15 protein-coding genes are annotated in these 17,184 nt (G+C 39.0%); 13 read left to right on the top strand and 2 right to left on the bottom strand.

The window, feature by feature from the left end; all coding sequences use genetic code 11:
* The first annotated feature begins 19 nt into the window (after positions 1-19).
* From IV80_RS06820 to IV80_RS06845, 6 genes are all read left to right on the top strand, one after another.
* On the top strand, positions 20-1,222 hold the full coding sequence (locus tag IV80_RS06820) for a serine hydrolase domain-containing protein (RefSeq protein WP_057751393.1): 1,203 nt from the start codon (positions 20-22) through the stop codon (positions 1,220-1,222).
* 107 nt (positions 1,223-1,329) lie between these two features.
* Complete coding sequence (locus tag IV80_RS06825) at positions 1,330-1,887, top strand: DUF402 domain-containing protein (protein WP_057751395.1); 558 nt, start codon at positions 1,330-1,332, stop codon at positions 1,885-1,887.
* A 265-nt stretch (positions 1,888-2,152) separates the two neighbouring features.
* Positions 2,153-3,259 (top strand): AI-2E family transporter, encoded by a 1,107-nt coding sequence (locus IV80_RS06830; protein ID WP_057751397.1) that lies wholly within the window; start codon positions 2,153-2,155, stop codon positions 3,257-3,259.
* Positions 3,260-3,369: 110 nt separating this feature from the next.
* On the top strand, positions 3,370-3,774 hold the full coding sequence (gene tagD / locus IV80_RS06835; RefSeq protein WP_057751399.1) for a glycerol-3-phosphate cytidylyltransferase: 405 nt from the start codon (positions 3,370-3,372) through the stop codon (positions 3,772-3,774).
* Positions 3,775-3,931: 157 nt separating this feature from the next.
* Positions 3,932-5,509 carry a peptide chain release factor 3 gene (locus tag IV80_RS06840; protein ID WP_057751402.1) on the top strand — a complete coding sequence of 526 codons (1,578 nt, stop codon included), beginning with the start codon at positions 3,932-3,934 and terminating at the stop codon, positions 5,507-5,509.
* A 203-nt stretch (positions 5,510-5,712) separates the two neighbouring features.
* Positions 5,713-7,824, top strand: coding sequence for an LTA synthase family protein (locus tag IV80_RS06845; RefSeq protein WP_057751404.1), 2,112 nt, complete (start codon positions 5,713-5,715; stop codon positions 7,822-7,824).
* Between the two features lie 66 nt (positions 7,825-7,890).
* Here the strand turns inward: IV80_RS06845 and IV80_RS06850 are convergent, their stop codons facing one another.
* Positions 7,891-10,125: an ATP-dependent Clp protease ATP-binding subunit gene (locus tag IV80_RS06850; protein ID WP_057751405.1), complete on the bottom strand. Its 2,235-nt coding sequence runs from the start codon at positions 10,123-10,125 to the stop codon at positions 7,891-7,893.
* Between the two features lie 247 nt (positions 10,126-10,372).
* Here IV80_RS06850 and IV80_RS06855 point away from each other — a divergent pair, with 247 nt between their 5' ends.
* The 7 genes from IV80_RS06855 (at position 10,373) to IV80_RS06885 (ending at position 16,930) form a co-directional block, all read left to right on the top strand.
* Positions 10,373-10,570, top strand: a complete 198-nt coding sequence (locus IV80_RS06855) for an uS8 family ribosomal protein (protein WP_057751408.1) — start codon at positions 10,373-10,375, stop codon at positions 10,568-10,570.
* Positions 10,571-10,732: 162 nt separating this feature from the next.
* The gene (locus IV80_RS06860) at positions 10,733-10,999 is read left to right on the top strand and encodes a phosphocarrier protein HPr (protein ID WP_057751410.1); all 267 of its coding nucleotides are present in this window, start codon (positions 10,733-10,735) and stop codon (positions 10,997-10,999) included.
* Positions 10,999-12,720, top strand: coding sequence for a phosphoenolpyruvate--protein phosphotransferase (gene ptsP, locus IV80_RS06865; RefSeq protein WP_057751412.1), 1,722 nt, complete (start codon positions 10,999-11,001; stop codon positions 12,718-12,720). The genes IV80_RS06860 and ptsP overlap by 1 nt, the downstream gene beginning before the upstream one ends.
* Positions 12,721-12,814: 94 nt before the next feature.
* Complete coding sequence (locus IV80_RS06870; RefSeq protein WP_057751414.1) at positions 12,815-13,606, top strand: alpha/beta fold hydrolase; 792 nt, start codon at positions 12,815-12,817, stop codon at positions 13,604-13,606.
* A 74-nt stretch (positions 13,607-13,680) separates the two neighbouring features.
* Positions 13,681-14,856 carry a glycosyltransferase family 4 protein gene (locus tag IV80_RS06875; protein WP_057751417.1) on the top strand — a complete coding sequence of 392 codons (1,176 nt, stop codon included), beginning with the start codon at positions 13,681-13,683 and terminating at the stop codon, positions 14,854-14,856.
* Positions 14,857-14,880: 24 nt separating this feature from the next.
* Positions 14,881-15,909 carry a glycosyltransferase family 4 protein gene (locus tag IV80_RS06880; protein ID WP_057751439.1) on the top strand — a complete coding sequence of 343 codons (1,029 nt, stop codon included), beginning with the start codon at positions 14,881-14,883 and terminating at the stop codon, positions 15,907-15,909.
* Positions 15,893-16,930, top strand: coding sequence for a lysylphosphatidylglycerol synthase transmembrane domain-containing protein (locus IV80_RS06885; protein ID WP_057751420.1), 1,038 nt, complete (start codon positions 15,893-15,895; stop codon positions 16,928-16,930). The genes IV80_RS06880 and IV80_RS06885 overlap by 17 nt, the downstream gene beginning before the upstream one ends.
* A 46-nt stretch (positions 16,931-16,976) precedes the next feature.
* Here the strand turns inward: IV80_RS06885 and IV80_RS10200 are convergent.
* Positions 16,977-17,184, bottom strand: a 208-nt coding sequence (locus IV80_RS10200) for a hypothetical protein (RefSeq protein WP_236699584.1), incomplete at its 5' end; no start/stop codon positions are given.

Raw genomic sequence — 17,184 nt, forward strand, 5'->3', positions numbered from 1 at the left:
TTTATGGGGGCTAGTCACAATGAAAAAATATTTAGGAAGGCTTATTTTTGTGGGCTTTTTGGTAGCAGTCATTTTAGGTGCAATCGGATTTTCTTATCATAATTATCGGGTGATGCAGGTGAGTGATCCCACGTTTTTTAGTGAATCTACCAAGCACATTCCTGCCCGAAAATTAGTGCCAAAGACGTTTAAGCCGCAACGCCTGATTTTGAACCAACCACCTCTAACCCCACAAAAACGGCGTATCAAAAGAGCGTTAAATCCAGTGATTGGTGAAAACAAATTTGTGGGAACAATCTTGTTAGTGAGAAATGGTCAACAAATATATAATCAGGGCTATGGCTATGCCAATTTTCAGCGTCAGGGCTTGAATAATGCTCAGTCAGAATATCAGATTTTATCTATGCAAAAATCCTTAACGGCGACACTAGTGATGCAGCAAATTCAGGCTGGTAGAATAAAACTGACAGATCGACTAGCCAAATATTATCCAGAGGTACCGGGATCTGAACAAATTACGATTCGGATGATGTTAAATATGATGACTGGCTTACGGATCAGAAAGTATTCGACACGTTCACTTTCGGGACATGCAGTTGTAGATTATGCAATCCATCATGTCCGCTTTGTTTCAACGTTGAACCATCAATGGTCTTATCAACCGGTGAACTTCACACTTTTAGCGGGCGTTTTACAGCAGGTCACCCATAAATCTTATTACCAACTATTTCAAACACACCTTATAAAGCCTTTGCGACTTCATCATACGGGTTTTGTGATGCTAGCCAGTCGGGCCAAATGGTTGTCCACGCCGTATCACAACAAATCATTGCGCGAAACGACTGTGAATTATTTATATCCTTTTCATGAATCGCCAGCAAACCAGCATAATGAATTGGCAACGGGCAATGTTTATATGAACACTGCTGATTTCTACAAGGCAACCAAAAACATCCTTCAAGGTGGCTTAATTACGTGGCAAAGCGCACAGATTTTGCATGATGCTGCGGGAAATAAAAAGGGATATGCGGGTGGTTTATATCAGGCTTCGGCGAACAGCTATTGGAGTCATGGATTGGGTTATGGCGAAGAAAGCGGCATGATGATCAGTAAAAATGGGCAAAACGCAGTGATTATGCTGAGCAATTATCACCGTAAGACCCCAAATTTGGTGAAGCAATGCCACTTTATTTATCAACAACTAATGGCGGGGGCTTATTAGGTGTAAAGGATCAGGGGACATTCTTTCGTCTCTTGGCCTTTTTTGATATAATGACTAGTGGAATTCTAAGTTATTAAAACTTTCAGAATTGGAAAGCTGTGTCATAAATGAATCGCAAGTCGAAGAAACCCAGAGCTGGGGACTACATTGCGATCAAAAGTTATAAACACGATGGCAGCTTGCATCGTACGTGGCGCGATACAATGGTATTAAAGAATAGCGATGACGAGTTTATTGGGTGTAATGACCATACACTTGTGATTGAAGACGATGGGAGACGATGGGTAACTCGTGAGCCAGCGATAGTTTATTTTCATAAAGATTATTGGTTTAACGTGGTAACCATGATTCGCAAAGGTGGCGTATCAAATTATTGTAATATTGCTTCACCCTATGTATTGGATGAAGAGGCATTAAAATATATTGATTACGATTTAGATGTGAAAGTCTATCCAAATGGGGATCGGAAGTTACTGGATGTTGATGAGTATGAGCGTTTTAGTCATCGGTGGCATTATCCTAAAGATACGGATCAGATCGTGCGCGCAAGTGTACTAAATTTGATAGAGTGGATTGATGCGGGGATTGGACCGTTTTCTGATGAGTTTATTAACATCTGGTATCGTCGTTATCAAGAACTTGTTCAGCGCAATAACCAGCGTTGATTTTTGATCGTGGCAATAGTGGGATCGACTATGGCGACCCTAGTTCTGTAATAAAGACAACTGGCAACACCTGAGGACGTCTCAGATGTTGCCAGTTTGTGTTTATAAAGCTATTGAGGGGTGCCGGGCTTTAAGGGAAAGCAAATGAAAAATCATGTCCAGAAAACTTCATTTAATTATTGTAATTGAGAGAAATAAGTTATAATGAAAACATTATGAAAATGTGGCGTTAAGCTTAGGCTTAGCAGCTAAAGGGAGTTGTGCTATGTTTGACAAAATTAGGAGGTCGCCATTATTATTTTGGTCACTAGAGCTTTTAATTGTGGCGACTTTAATTTATGTCTGTACAAAGATTAATTTCTTGTTTGCACCAATTGGGACCTTTATTTCAACGGTGTTCGTGCCGATAATTTTATCAGGATTTTTATTTTACCTGTTGAATCCGTTGGTGAAATTAATTGAAAAAGTTAAGATCAAGAAATTTCATGTTAATCATACGTGGGCCGTGGTTATCGTATTTTTACTGCTCTTCGGTGTGATTGGCTATGCATTGGGATGGATGATTCCACGGCTAATAAACCAAATCGCACAATTGATTTCGAATTTGCCGGCGATTGCTAATAACCTACAAACGGAATCCCAGCATTTTGTTGAGCATTCAGACTGGATAAAAAATGTTGATTTGGATCCTTACATTAAAAAGATGAACGCCTCTGTGGGGACCTATGCGCAGTCTATTTTAAGTACGATGACTAGTAGTATTGGTACGCTTATCGCAACGATTACTAGTGTGACTGTGGTTATCATTACGGTTCCAGTGATGCTGTTTTACATGCTCAAGGACGGATGGAAGCTTATGCCAAGTATTAAACGAGCGTTACCACCAAAAAATGCAGATACAATTGTGGAGCTATTTAATAAAATGAGTGCGACGTTGTCTTCTTATATTAGTGGACAAGTACTCGAATGTTTGTTTGTGGGGACATTTACAGCCATTGGTTACATGATTATTGGGCAACCTTATGCCTTGTTGTTGGGCGTGATTGCCGGAATTTCTAATATTGTGCCTTACATTGGGCCGTATATTGGTATTTTCCCGGCGCTGTTGGTGTCTTTAACAGTCTCACCTATGCAGGTAATTTGGGTGATTGTGGTCGTGTTGATTGTGCAACAGGTGGATGGCAACTTGATCTATCCCAATATCATTGGTCGCAGCTTACAAGTGCATCCGTTAACGATCATTATTTTATTGTTGGCAGCAGGTAAGATTGCGGGAATTCCTGGTATGATTTTAGCTATTCCAGCCTATGCAGTTGTGAAAGTGATTGTCGAATTTATTTATCATATTTGGATTTTAAATAACGAGGAATAGTTTATTTTCATTTAAAGTTCGTGTGAAATGCTGAATATACTGGAATGAGTGGGCCTATATGTGGTAATATTGGGAAGTATTTTAATATAAAAGTCTTAGGAGAAAGAACATTGAAAAAGGTAATTACTTATGGCACTTTTGATTTATTGCATAAGGGACATATTCGCTTGCTTAAACGTGCCAGAGCATTGGGCGATCATTTGACAGTTTGTGTATCAACTGATGAGTTTAATGCCCTCAAAGGTAAAAAAGCTTATACAAGTTATGAAGATCGTAAATACATTTTGGAAGCTATCCGTTATGTAGATGAAGTGATTCCTGAAAAGGGTTGGGACCAAAAAATCAAAGATGTTCAAGAACGGCATATCGATACTTTTGTCATGGGTGATGATTGGAAAGGCAAATTTGATTTTCTGAAGGATTACTGTGAAGTCATTTACCTCCCAAGAACTGAAGGCATTTCAACAACCAAAATTAAACGTGACCTAGGTCTTGCAGGTGACGACGAAAAATAAGGATTTAATGGGAGCTGGGGGAGTGCATCCTCCAGTTTTTTGTATAACTGTAAATTAGAAGAGATGGGCGAATCCAATGTGAGCAGTGTGCTGTAAATAGACACAAATTATTTCAAATAACTGTAACTAAAAAAGATTAAAAGTAGGGAAGGTAGTTATGAACGAAACAAAATTAGATCAGGCAGTGGCCAAGCGGCGAACTTTTGCCATTATTTCTCATCCTGATGCGGGGAAAACCACCATCACTGAGCAACTTTTGCTTTTTGGAGGTGTGGTTCGCGAAGCTGGGACGGTTAAAGCACGTAAATCCGGTAATTATGCGAAGTCAGACTGGATGGAAATTGAAAAGAAACGTGGTATTTCTGTAACTAGTTCAGTCATGCAATTTGATTATCAAGGCAAGCGAATCAATATTCTAGATACCCCAGGACATGAGGATTTTTCTGAAGATACGTACCGGACTTTGATGGCTGTTGATTCTGCAGTCATGGTTATTGATTCTGCCAAAGGTATTGAACCGCAGACCAAAAAATTATTTCAAATTTGTAAAATGCGTGGGATTCCAATCTTTACGTTTATGAATAAATTAGATCGCGATGGTCGTGAACCGCTGGATCTTGTAAATGAATTGGAAGAAGTTTTGGGCATTGACGCATATCCAATGAACTGGCCTATTGGTATGGGGAAAGGATTACAAGGGTTATACGATCGCTACAACCACCGTGTGGTGTTATACCATAAGGATGCCCAAGGTAATCAGTATTTGCCATTAGATGAAAATGGCCAGTTATCTAGTGAATATCCGTTAACCGAAGATAGTACTTATCAAGATGCGCAAGGTGACATGGAATTGCTAGACGAGGCAGGAAATGATTTTGACGCACAAAAAGTGGCTTCCGGTGATCTGACTCCTGTGTTTTTCGGGTCGGCTTTAGCTAATTTCGGGGTTAAAACTTTCTTAGACACGTATTTGCAATATGCGCCATCACCAGCCGCACACATTGATGAAAATGAAGAAAAAATAGAACCAGATGCTGAACAATTTTCCGGTTTTATCTTCAAAATTCAGGCTAATATGAATCCTAATCATCGGGATCGAATTGCGTTTGTCCGTATTTGTTCGGGTGAATTTGATCGCGGGATGGATGTTACTTTGCACCGAACAGGTAAAGTGATTCGTCTATCGAATTCGACTCAGTTTATGGCTGATGCGCGCCATACGGTGGAAACAGCTGTGGCAGGGGACATTGTTGGTTTATATGACACAGGTAATTTTCAAATTGGGGATACCATTTATTCGGGAAAACACGATGTTCAATTTGAGAAACTGCCACAGTTTACGCCAGAACTATTTGTGCACGTGACAGCCAAAAATGTGATGAAACAAAAGTCATTCCATAAAGGTATCCAACAGTTGGTTCAAGAGGGTGCGGTTCAGTTGTACACGAACTTCAATACTGGTGACTACATTCTGGGAGCAGTTGGGCAACTACAATTTGAAGTTTTCCAGTTTAGAATGTTAAATGAGTACCATTCTGAAGTTGTAATGGAACCCATGGGCAAAAAAATTGCTCGCTGGATTAATCCAGAGCAGTTGGATGAAAGAATGTCATCTTCACGAAATCTGTTGGTTAAGGATCGAGCAGGTAACCCATTGTTCTTATTTGAGAATGAATTTGCTGAGCGCTGGTTCAAGGGTAAATACCCTAAGGTGGAATTAACAGCTAAGCTATAAAAAAATGGGGTAAATCCGAATTTTGAGCGGAATTACCCTCTTTTTGTGAATTATTTCTTTAATGGTGTTTAAAGTTATCTAAAATATGCATAAATGAAACGGAAAGCCCTATTAAAAATACTAATTTTCAGTTATACTTATTTAGTTTATGAACGGCATTTTTTGTTCAAATTTATCTGTTGATGTGTAATGGAGGTTCAACTATGAGTCAAGCGTGGCATAAGATCCGTCGAGGATTGAATACTCGGTTTGGATTTTTCTTGTTCGCCGTTGTTCTGTTTTGTATCAAATCTTACATGGCCTACCAAATGAAGTTTAGTTTAGGTGTGCAAGGACATATGCAGGAGCTAATTCTAGCCATCTCGCCGATTGCCACCGCGCTTTTTCTTTTTGGAATTGGGTTATATTTCCGAGGAAAGTGGGCCTATTGGTGGATGATCCTCATGGATGCAATCTTATCAACGTGGCTATTTGCGAATATCCTCTACTATCGAGAATTTTCGGATTTTATTACGTTTAATTTGATTAAGGGATCTGGCTCTACCTCAGATAATCTGGGGAAAAGTTTAATGGGAATCATGCGTGGGACCGATTTTTTAGTCTTCGTCGATGTTGCTGTAATCGTGCTCCTGTTAGCCATCAGATTCATTAAGATTGATAATACGCCTTTTAAAATTCGCTATGCGTTTGCGACCACTATTTTATCAGTCGGCGTTTTTGGCGTGAACTTGGGGATGGCTTATAGTAATCGTTCTGGTTTACTGACACGAACTTTTGATAATAACTATATCGTCAAGTACTTGGGACTACAAACGTATACAGCGTATGATGCAATTAAGACGTATCAAAATAGTGAACAGAAATCAAAAGCTTCTGATAATCAACTTAAACCGGTAGAGAAGTTTTTAAAAGAACATCACGTTTCTTCAGACATTCAGTACAAAGGAGTGGCAAAGGGAAAAAATGTTTTTGTCATCCATTTAGAGAGTTTGCAGCAGTTTGTCATTGATAAGAAATGGGACGGACAAGAAATTACACCTAATTTAAACAAGCTGTATCATCAAAAAGATACGTTGAGTTTTGATAATTTCTTTAACCAAGTGGGTCAAGGTAAAACGGCAGACGCGGAAATGATGTTAGAAAATTCCTTGTTTGGCTTAGCTGAAGGTTCAGCAATGGTTATGGATGGGACAAGCAATACTTTTCAAAGTGTGCCCGCCATTCTAGATCAGAGCGGCTATTCCACGGCGTCATTCCACGGGGATGTTCCTAGTTTCTGGAATCGGGACAATGCCTATAAATCATTTGGTTATCAATATTTCTTTAGTAAGGAATACTACAAAATCAAACCAGGTTATGTGAGTGGTTATGGCATGAAAGATAAGATCTTTTTGAAAGATGCCATGCAGTATGTGGAACAGCTTCCGCAACCATTCTATGCAAAACTAATTACAGTTTCTAATCATTATCCTTATTTGATTTCTAAGAAAGATGCTTCAATTAAGGCTTGGGATACTGGAGATCCAACAGTAGATCCGTACGTTCAAACTGCGCATTATTTAGATCAATCAATTGGGGAACTGTTGAGTTACCTTAAAAAATCGGGTCTAGAGAAGAACAGTATGTTAGTTCTATACGGGGATCACTATGGGATTTCTAATAATCATAAGGCGGCCATTGCTAAAATTCTTGGCCTGGATCAGATTGATAATTACAATTTAGCAATGTTCCAAAAGGTACCATTTATGATTCACATGCCTGGGCTAAAGGGTGGAGTGAACCACACGTATGGTGGAGAAATTGATGTGATGCCAACAATTATGAATTTACTTGGTGTCAATAACTCGGGTGCCATTCAATTTGGACAAGATTTGTTAGCCAAGAATCGTAACCAAATCGTGGCTTTTCGGGATGGTAACTTTGTCTCTGCTAAGTATACCAAGTATGGGAATGACTTGTACTTTACGAAAACAGGGCAACAAATTACTGAAAAAACGGCTACTGAGAAAAAAGAGGTGGCCGAAATTCAGGATTACGTGAACCAAGAACTTTCTTTGTCAGATTCTGTGATTAATGGGGACTTGCTGCGTTTCTCAAAGCATAGTTGGTTTAAAACCGTCGATAAATCAGATTATAACTACAAAAAATCGGCTGGCTTAAAACAATTAAGTGAGGCACAAGAAAAGGAACCTACAAGTCTGTTGAAGAAAAATAAAGGTAAATCGACCTTGGATCTTTATAAGACTGATGCTCCGGAGCTGAAAAATGAGTCTTCAAGTAGCAGTTCCTCATCCTCGTCATCGTCTGATAAATAAGAGACAGCATAAAAAATAGTCCAGTTGAATTCGTTGAAATTCAATTGGACTATTTTTATGACGTTTTTACTTTTTTTCTTCAGGTTGTTCGTCTGCTTTGTTTTCGACGGCTAAGGTGATATCGCCATCCGAAATTTTAGCGACTAATTTCTTTGCATCGGGATGATCTAGATAGTAATCAGCGATACGGTCTTCAATCTGTTCCTGAATGACACGACGTAAAGGACGCGCACCCATCTTAGGATTATAACCTAATGTGACCAATTTCTCTTCAACTGGTTCTGTCACATGAACATGGAGGCCTTGGACAGCCAACATCTTGTTTACATTGCCAATCATCAAGTCAACAATCTTCATTAAGTTTTCCTTAGTGAGCGAATTGAATTCCACAATATCATCGAAACGATTCAAAAATTCTGGTTTGAAGTAGTTACCCAATTTATCGAGAACAGAATGTGTCTTGCCTTCAGCAGCAGCACCAAAACCAACATCAGCTTCAACATCACCAGTGCCGGCATTTGAAGTCATGATAATGATGGTATCTTTAAAGCTAACGGTGCGACCTTGAGAATCTGTCAAACGCCCATCATCCAAAATTTGAAGGAACATGTGCATGACATCTGGATGAGCCTTTTCAATTTCATCTAGCAAAATGAGGCTGTAAGGGTGACGACGAACCTGTTCTGTGAGTTGACCAGCTTCTTCATAGCCAACATAGCCAGGAGGCGAACCAATCAATTTAGAAATTGAATGTGGCTCCATGTATTCACTCATATCAAATCGAATCATAGCATCTTCTGATCCAAAGAGTTCATTAGCCAGTTGTTTAGCTAGCTCAGTTTTCCCCACACCAGTAGGTCCCACAAAGAGGAAGGAACCAATTGGACGACCAGTGCCATTAAGACCGATTCTGTTACGACGAATGGCACGTGCAATTTTTTCAACTGCTTGATCCTGACCAATCACTCGCGAGCGAAGATCTTTACCGAGATTTTGAAGTTGTTCTTGTTCCCGTTTTTGAAGTTCGCCAACCGGAATATCAGTTTTTTCTTCAATAATCTTTTCCATATCTTTTTCAGTAACTGTTGGGACATCACCTTGGTTAGCTGCACCAGATTTGGTTTTTTCCAGCTTATTGACTTGATCACGATAATAAGCCGCTTTTTCATAATCTTCGGCTTTCAAAGCGTCTTGTTTGTATTTTTCAGCATTATCAATCTTTTGTTGAATTGTATTTGGATCAACAGTATTAATGGTCAAGTTCTTTTTGGAGCCTGCTTCATCAAGTAAGTCAATTGCTTTATCAGGTAAGAAACGATCCTGAATGTAGCGTTTTGATAATTCCGCAGCTGCTTTAATAGCATCGTCTGTGTAATGAACGTGATGATAATCTTCGTATTTCTTTTGAATACCTTGCAAAATTCGAATGGATTCTTTGACACTTGGCTCGTCAACCTGAACGGGTTGTAAACGTCGAGCAAGTGCCGCATCTTTTTCGATATCACGGTATTCGTTTAAAGTTGTTGCACCAACTAATTGGAAGTCGCCACGTGCTAGAGCTGGTTTTAAGACGTTGCCAGCATCCATACCGCCTTCCGCGTTACCAGCGCCAACAATTTCATGAATTTCATCAATAAAGACGATTAAATCTTTATTATTTTCAACTTCTTTCATGAGTTGTTGCATCCGTTGTTCAAATTGTCCCCGGATACCAGTTCCCTGAACTAAAGAGACCACATCCAAACGGATAATTTGCTTATTAATTAACTTTTGTGGGACATCGCCCGCAACGATTCTTTCAGCTAAGCCTTCAACAACCGCTGTTTTACCAACACCAGCTTCACCGATGAGTACCGGATTATTCTTAGTTCGCCGGTTGAGAATTTCAATGACCCTTGAAATTTCTGCGTCTCTTCCGATAACTGGATCAATTTTGCCCTTTTTAGCTAATTCCGTTAAATTAAGCCCATATTGTCCAAGCAAACCGCCTTGACCATTACGGCGATTGCCGCCGTTATTGCCAGTTGGGCCACTCGGTTGGGTAGGGGGAACTTGCTGATTGAATCCTTGAGGACTTTCTACATTTCCGTTTTGCATTGCACGGAAAATATCGTCTAGATTTCCAAATCCAAATGGGTCCTGTGCCATATTCATAGCACCTCCATTTCCAAAATTATTACCTTCTTGTTGTTTTAGAAGTTGATAGCAATTTTGACATAAATCAATCTGACGCCGCTGTCCATCGACATTAGTGTACAGATGAATGGTTGCCTCGTTTTTATGACAATTCTGACATAGCATCTTGCTGTCTCCTTTCAAAGTCAAGGTTAAAAGTTTGACCAACTTTGACCATGACCATATTATAACGCGCTAAATAAATTGTGCAAGTAATATGTTCAAAAACACAATTGAGATTGTGTCTACTCGCAAGCCACTTTATCAGCCTCAAAATTGATTCTAGCACTTTAGTATGTTGAGTGCCAACATTTGAACTTTTCGATCTTTTCAACTAAACTAAACATACTTTATCAGTAAAGTAGGTGAGTGAATGGCAAGAGATTTTTCAAGTTTGTTAGAACAACTGCGTCAGGGGAGTATTAAAGAATTAAAAGTTGAAGCTGACGAATTTAATGAATTTCAACCTATATATATGAAATACGACCAACGCAAGCGAGTGATTGGGGAAGCTCAACGTAACGGTACCGTGATTTACCGTTTTGAAAACAATGAAAACGGTCAGCAATAATTTCGTTTTTATTCGTGAAAGGGCTTGTAATAATTTCGAGAAATTGCTATCATCAATGGGAAAGGCTGTTTAATTGTTAGTAGAATGAATGGTTATTTATTTTACGATTCAAAAAGAAAGCCCTTACTAAACTTATATTATTTTAAAGGAGATCGATTTATAATGGAAACACGTGACTTTCATGTTATTGCAGAAACAGGTATTCATGCTCGTCCAGCTACTTTATTAGTACAGGCAGCAAGCAAATTTAATGCTGATGTTAAGTTAACTTACAAAGACAAATCAGTTAACTTGAAGTCTATCATGGGTGTAATGTCATTAGGCGTTGGTCAAAATGCTGATGTGACAATTTCTGCCGATGGTGACGATGAAAAAGAAGCTATTGAAGCACTTGCAGACACAATGAAAAAGGAAGGACTTTCTGACTAATGGCAAAAGAATTGAAGGGAATTGCTGCCAGTGATGGCGTTGCAATTGCGAAAGCATACATGCTTGTCGACCCTGATCTGTCATTTGATAAGAAAACCATTGATGATCCGGATGCTGAAATTAAACGTCTTCATGATGCTTTAGATGCGTCTAAATCAGAATTAGAGTTAATTAAGAGTAAGGCTTCAGAAAACCTTGGGGAAGAAGAAGCTGAGGTTTTTGAAGCTCACATTACGATTCTCTCAGATCCAGAATTAATTGGTAATATTGAAGACAAGATCAAAAATGATACTGTAAATGCTGAACAAGCCTTAAAAGATGTTACCGATGGTTTCATTGAAACGTTTGAAGCAATGACTGATAATCAGTACATGCAAGAACGTGCCGGCGATATTCGCGATGTCACAAAACGTGTGATGAGTCATTTGTTAGGAGTTAAACTACCTAACCCAGCACTCATTGATTCCGAAGTTGTTGTTGTGGCTCATGACTTGACACCCAGTGATACAGCTCAATTGGATCGTAAGTATGTTAAGGGATTTATTACAGATATTGGTGGCCGGACTTCACATTCCGCTATTATGTCACGGACTTTGGAAATTCCTGCAGTGGTTGGTAGTGAAAAAGCAACCACAGCAATTGAATCTGGAGACACAGTGATCATTGACGGAATGCACGGAATTGCCATCGTTGATCCGTCTGATGACCAGGTTGCTGAATATGAACAAATGGAAAAGGATTTCGTTGCTCAAAAAGCAGAATGGGAAAAATTACGCGACGAAAAGACTTTCTCGAAGGACAATGTTCATTTTGATTTAGCTGCTAATATTGGGACACCTGATGATATTAAAGGTGTGCTTGATAATGGCGCTGAAGCAGTTGGTTTATTCCGTTCTGAGTTCTTGTACATGGATGCAAGTGAACTTCCAAGCGAAGATGATCAATTTGAAGCTTACAAGAAGGTTGTTGAGGGCATGAACGGCAAACAAGTTGTTGTTCGTACCATGGATATTGGTGGTGACAAACAGTTACCATACCTACCACTACCTGAAGAAATGAACCCATTCTTGGGCTATCGTGCAATCCGAATTAGTTTGGATCGAACAGATCTCTTCCGGACTCAGTTACGAGCTTTATTGCGGGCATCTGCTTATGGTAAGTTAGCTATCATGTTCCCAATGATTGCAACTGTGGCTGAATTTAAGAAAGCTAAAGCTATTTTTGAAGATGAAAAACAAAAAATGGTTAAAGCTGGAACAAAGATCGGTGATGACATTCAAGTTGGTATGATGATGGAAATTCCTGCAGCTGCTATGATTGCAGATAAGTTAGCTAAGTACGTTGACTTCTTTAGTATTGGAACAAATGATTTGATTCAGTACTCATTTGCTGCTGATCGTGGTAATGAAAAGGTTTCTTACTTGTATCAACCATATAATCCATCCTTATTGCGTCTTATCAAGAAGACAATTGATGCTTCTCATGCAGAAGGCAAGTGGACTGGTATGTGTGGTGAAATGGCCGGCGACCAGACTGCTGTTCCAATTTTAATGGGACTCGGTTTGGACGAATTTTCAATGAGTGCTACTTCAATCTTGAAGACTCGTTCATTGATGAAACGCTTAGATACTAATGAAATGAAGAAATTAGCTGAAAAAGCGGTTACTGAAGCAGAAACGAACGAGGATGTCATCAAACTTGTTCACGATGCAATTAAGTAAAAAAGTTAGATTTGTTTAAAATCTCTAGGGATGTTTAAAAATCCTTAGAGATTTTTTGCTATACTGAAAGCAATTAGGCAAAGTGAGGCAAAATATGAATTTTCAAACAACAGATCATGTGCGACTAGATTATACGGATCAGGGGGAAGGACAACCCGTGATGCTGCTTACTGGCTTTGGAGGTGCAAAAGAAATCTGGCACCGACAAAAAGAAGCGTTGTTATCCCAACACTTTCGGGTAATTGCTTTGGATTTTCGTAATCAAGGTCGTTCACAACATGTCAGCTGGGGGTTACGTCTTTCTAGGTTGGCGACTGATGTTCATGAATTAGGTGAGGCATTGCATCTTAGAAATCAAGTGTTAATTGGAAATTCTATGGGAGCAGCAGTGATATGGGCTTACCTCTCACTTTTTGGAGATAGTGAAATTACTAGAATTGTGGTGGTTGATCAATCGCCTAAAATGATTAGCGATGAAACGTGGTCATTTGGGTTTAAAGGCTTAAATTGGCAAACTTTTGCGTCACGTTTGAAAAAGCCACTCGGAAGTTCGACTTTTAAACATATTGATGATGATACTTTTGCGTTAGTCAATCAAGTTCATACAGAGGCTCCGTTCGACGCTCAAATTGATTATCCTTTGTTACTGAACCATGCAACCCAAGATTGGCGAGATGTTATCGAACACCTGGAGATACCGATGCTTCTAGTGGCGGGAAAGCAAAGTCCTTACTTTGATTATCACTTTGCTTTTGCCGTACAGCAGATGAGTTCTCTTGTAAAAGTGGCGGTCGTGCCAGAGAGTGGGCACGTGGTGATGGCCGAACAATCACACTTATTTAATACGCTTATGCTTTGCTTTTTAGGAAACGGGATTAAATCTTAGTGTTGTTTGCATAACGCGTACGAAACCAATATAATTAAGCTGATTAAGTAGATCAATTTTTGAGGAGGATACTTGTGAATATTGGAATTTTTACGGATACATATTACCCACAGGTGAGTGGTGTTGCAACCTCAATTAAGACATTGCGTGAGCAACTAGAAAAGCAAGGACATCAAGTATATATTTTTACAACCACTGATCCTAAAGTGGATAAAAACGTGTATGAAAGAAATATCTTTCGCTTTACAAGTATACCTTTTGTCTCTTTTACTGACCGTAGAATTGCAGTAAGTGGGCTTTTTAAGGCCTATCAAGTCGCAAAAGAATTGAATTTGGATATTGTCCACACACAAACGGAGTTCTCGCTTGGTTGGATTGGCAAGTTTGTTGCTAAAAATCTCAAGATACCCTGTGTCCATACCTACCACACAATGTATGAAGATTATTTGCACTATGTGGCAAATGGTCATTTATTACGACCCTATCACGTTAAACAGGCTACCCGTGCTTTTTGTTATCATCTAACGGGCGTTGTGGCACCAAGTGAACGCGTGATTAAGAAATTAAATACGTATGGTGTGAAAGCACCGATTCGGGTGATTCCAACTGGGGTTAATGTTAACCATTATGCCCAACATGAAGAGATTGACTGGCGTAAAAAGTATGGTTTTTCAAAAGAAAAGAAAATTCTACTTTCTTTAAGTCGTTTGGCCTATGAAAAAAATATTCAAGAAGTCATTAAAGTATTCCCCAAGGTGCTAGCAAAAGCTCCAGACAGTTTGCTGTTAATTGTGGGGGATGGACCGGCTCGTCAAAGCTTAGAACAGCAGGTTCGTGATCTGAAAATTAGTGATTATGTCAAATTCGCTGGTGAAATTGATAACGACATTGTTTATCGTTTTTATCAGATGGCTGACTTGTTTGTGTCGGCTTCAGATTCTGAATCGCAAGGGCTCACTTATATTGAGGCGCTGGCCGCAGGGCTTAAAGTGGTCGTTAAATCTAGTCCGTATACGGATGACTTACTTGATGATCCTTCTTTAGGAGTCACTTTTCAAACTGAAAAGCAATTTGTGCATTTTATTGATAATTATTTAACACATCCTGCGAGCTTTGAAGATCCAGAACCAAGAGAACGCAAACTTTATGATATTTCTGCGGACCATTTTGGCAAACAGATTGTGTCGTTTTATAAAGATTCAATGGTTTTGTATGCAGATCATGAAGAGTCTTCGAGCTTTTCTGACTAAGGGGGGAAAGATTTGCGAATTAATATGTTTTCTTCGGCCTCGAAGGTTAAAGGTCAAGGTGTAGGAAGTGCGTATGAGGAACTAATTGCGTTGCTCAAAGCTCATTTTCCTGATGAATTTGACGTGAAAATTAATAACTATAGTCGTTCTGAAATTAGTCATTATCACACCATTGATCCCCAATTTTATCTGTCTACTTTTATGCCAGGACGGGGTAGGAAAATTGGTTATGTCCATTTTTTACCAGAAACGATTGAAGGGAGTTTGAAGATCCCACAACCGTTTCGGGCAATTTTTTATAAATATGTGATTGCGTTTTATAAACGAATGGATCACATTGTTGTAGTTAACCCGACTTTTATTCCGAAGTTAACTGCTTATGGCATTCCAGAAGATAAAATTAGTTATATTCCTAATTTTGTGCACAAAAGTGAGTTCTACGAAATGGGATCAAAACAAAAGCGTGAAGTCCGTGAATTATTGCAGATCGAACAGGACCGTTTTGTTATCTTGGGCATCGGGCAGGTGCAAGAACGTAAAGGTGTGAAGGACTTTATCCGGTTGGCTAAAGAAAACCCGCAGATTCAATTTATCTGGGCAGGAGGATTCTCATTCGGACGCATGACCGATGGCTATACTGAGCTTAAGAGGGTGGTTGATAATCCCCCAAAGAATCTGAAGTTTACGGGCATTGTGGATCGTAGCGAGTTAGTTAAGTATTACAATGCGGCCAATTTGTTCTTATTGCCTTCCTATAACGAATTATTTCCAATGTCAGTGCTAGAAGCTTTTAGTTGTGGCACACCAGTATTGTTGCGCGACTTAGACCTTTACCATGCAATTATTTCAGGCTTTTATGCGCCAGCAGCTAATGTGGCTGAAATGCAAACACAAATCACTAATTTGGTTCAAAATCCGCAAGCTTTGGCACAACTACACGAAAAAGCTAAGCAAGCTTCTGAGGAGTATTCGGAAGCACATTTGGCAAACATCTGGCATGGCTTTTATATGAGACAGGCGAGAGAAGGTTCGGTACATGTCAAAAAAGAATAAAATTGTTTTGACTGGCATGATCCTTTTAGGTGTTGCCATATTCGCGTTTTCATTACGAAATGTGAATTTAAATCGATTAGTCCATGATATGGTCCATATTCATTGGCAGTGGTTACTAGTGGCAGTGGGATGCATGTTACTGTATTTCGGGATTGAAGCATTGATTACACGAATGTTTGTGATTAGCAATGGTGATCGTTTTTCTTTTCGAGATGCGATTCGAATTCCTTTAATCGAACAATTGTTTAATGGTATCACGCCTTTTTCCTCAGGGGGGCAACCGGCTCAATTGGTGGCACTTATGCAAAGCGGGGTTGAAGGTGGTCGTGCTAGTTCAGTTCTGTTAATGAAATTTGTTGTCTTTCAAGCCATGATTGTCATTAATTTTATGTTTAGCTTATTGATTGGATTTAATTATATCGCTGAGAAGATGAGCTATTTATCTTTGTTCGTTGTGTTTGGCTTTGTCATTCATTTTGCGGTAATTGTGGGTCTATTATTAGTGATGTATTGGCACAGCTTCACCAAAAAATTGATTCGCTGGATTATGATTCCGGTGAAATGGTTTGTAAAAAAAGACCGTTATGAAGCTTGGAAAATTTCTTTAGATGAAAAAGTGGATACGTTTTATTCTGAAAGTGTACGTATTAAGTCTCAGTGGAAATTACTTTTGAAGGTTTTTGTCATGACTTTCTTCCAACTCTTATTTTACTATTTAGTCCCGTATTACATTATGTTGTCTTTAGGATATACTGGCATTAATGTGATCATGGTGACTTCTCTACATGTGTTAATTGTGATGGTCATTTCGATTTTCCCTATTCCGGGAGGATCCGGTGGCGCGGAGTACAGTTTTGATGTGCTTTTCTCTAGTTTCATTCACAGTAATAGCAAGTTAGTGCTGGCTATGCTTATCTGGCGATTGTTGACTTATTACTTTGGCATGTTTGGTGGCATGTTTGCTTTAGTTACGAAACCGGATAAATTAAATCGCACAATTGTAAAAAAAGTTAATCGGTAATTTGACAGTCGTATTTTTAAAGATGCGACTGTTTTTTTATTTGATCTCAAAAAAATGTTTTCTCTTTGATGCTTGATATATAAGGAACTGAGGCGTGACTGAAAATCTTTTTGTCTTTTTGCCCTTGACCGTTGCTAGAAATCTTGATATGATATTCAAGGTCGTTTTTGAGAGAAAAACTTCTTAGGAACGCTAAGCAAATGATTTGAAATAAGTTGAATTTAGTTGTTGACTTTTTCAAATCAAGATGATAA

The organism is Pediococcus cellicola (genome assembly GCF_001438655.1).
Taxonomy (GTDB): Bacteria; Bacillota; Bacilli; order Lactobacillales; family Lactobacillaceae; genus Pediococcus; species Pediococcus cellicola.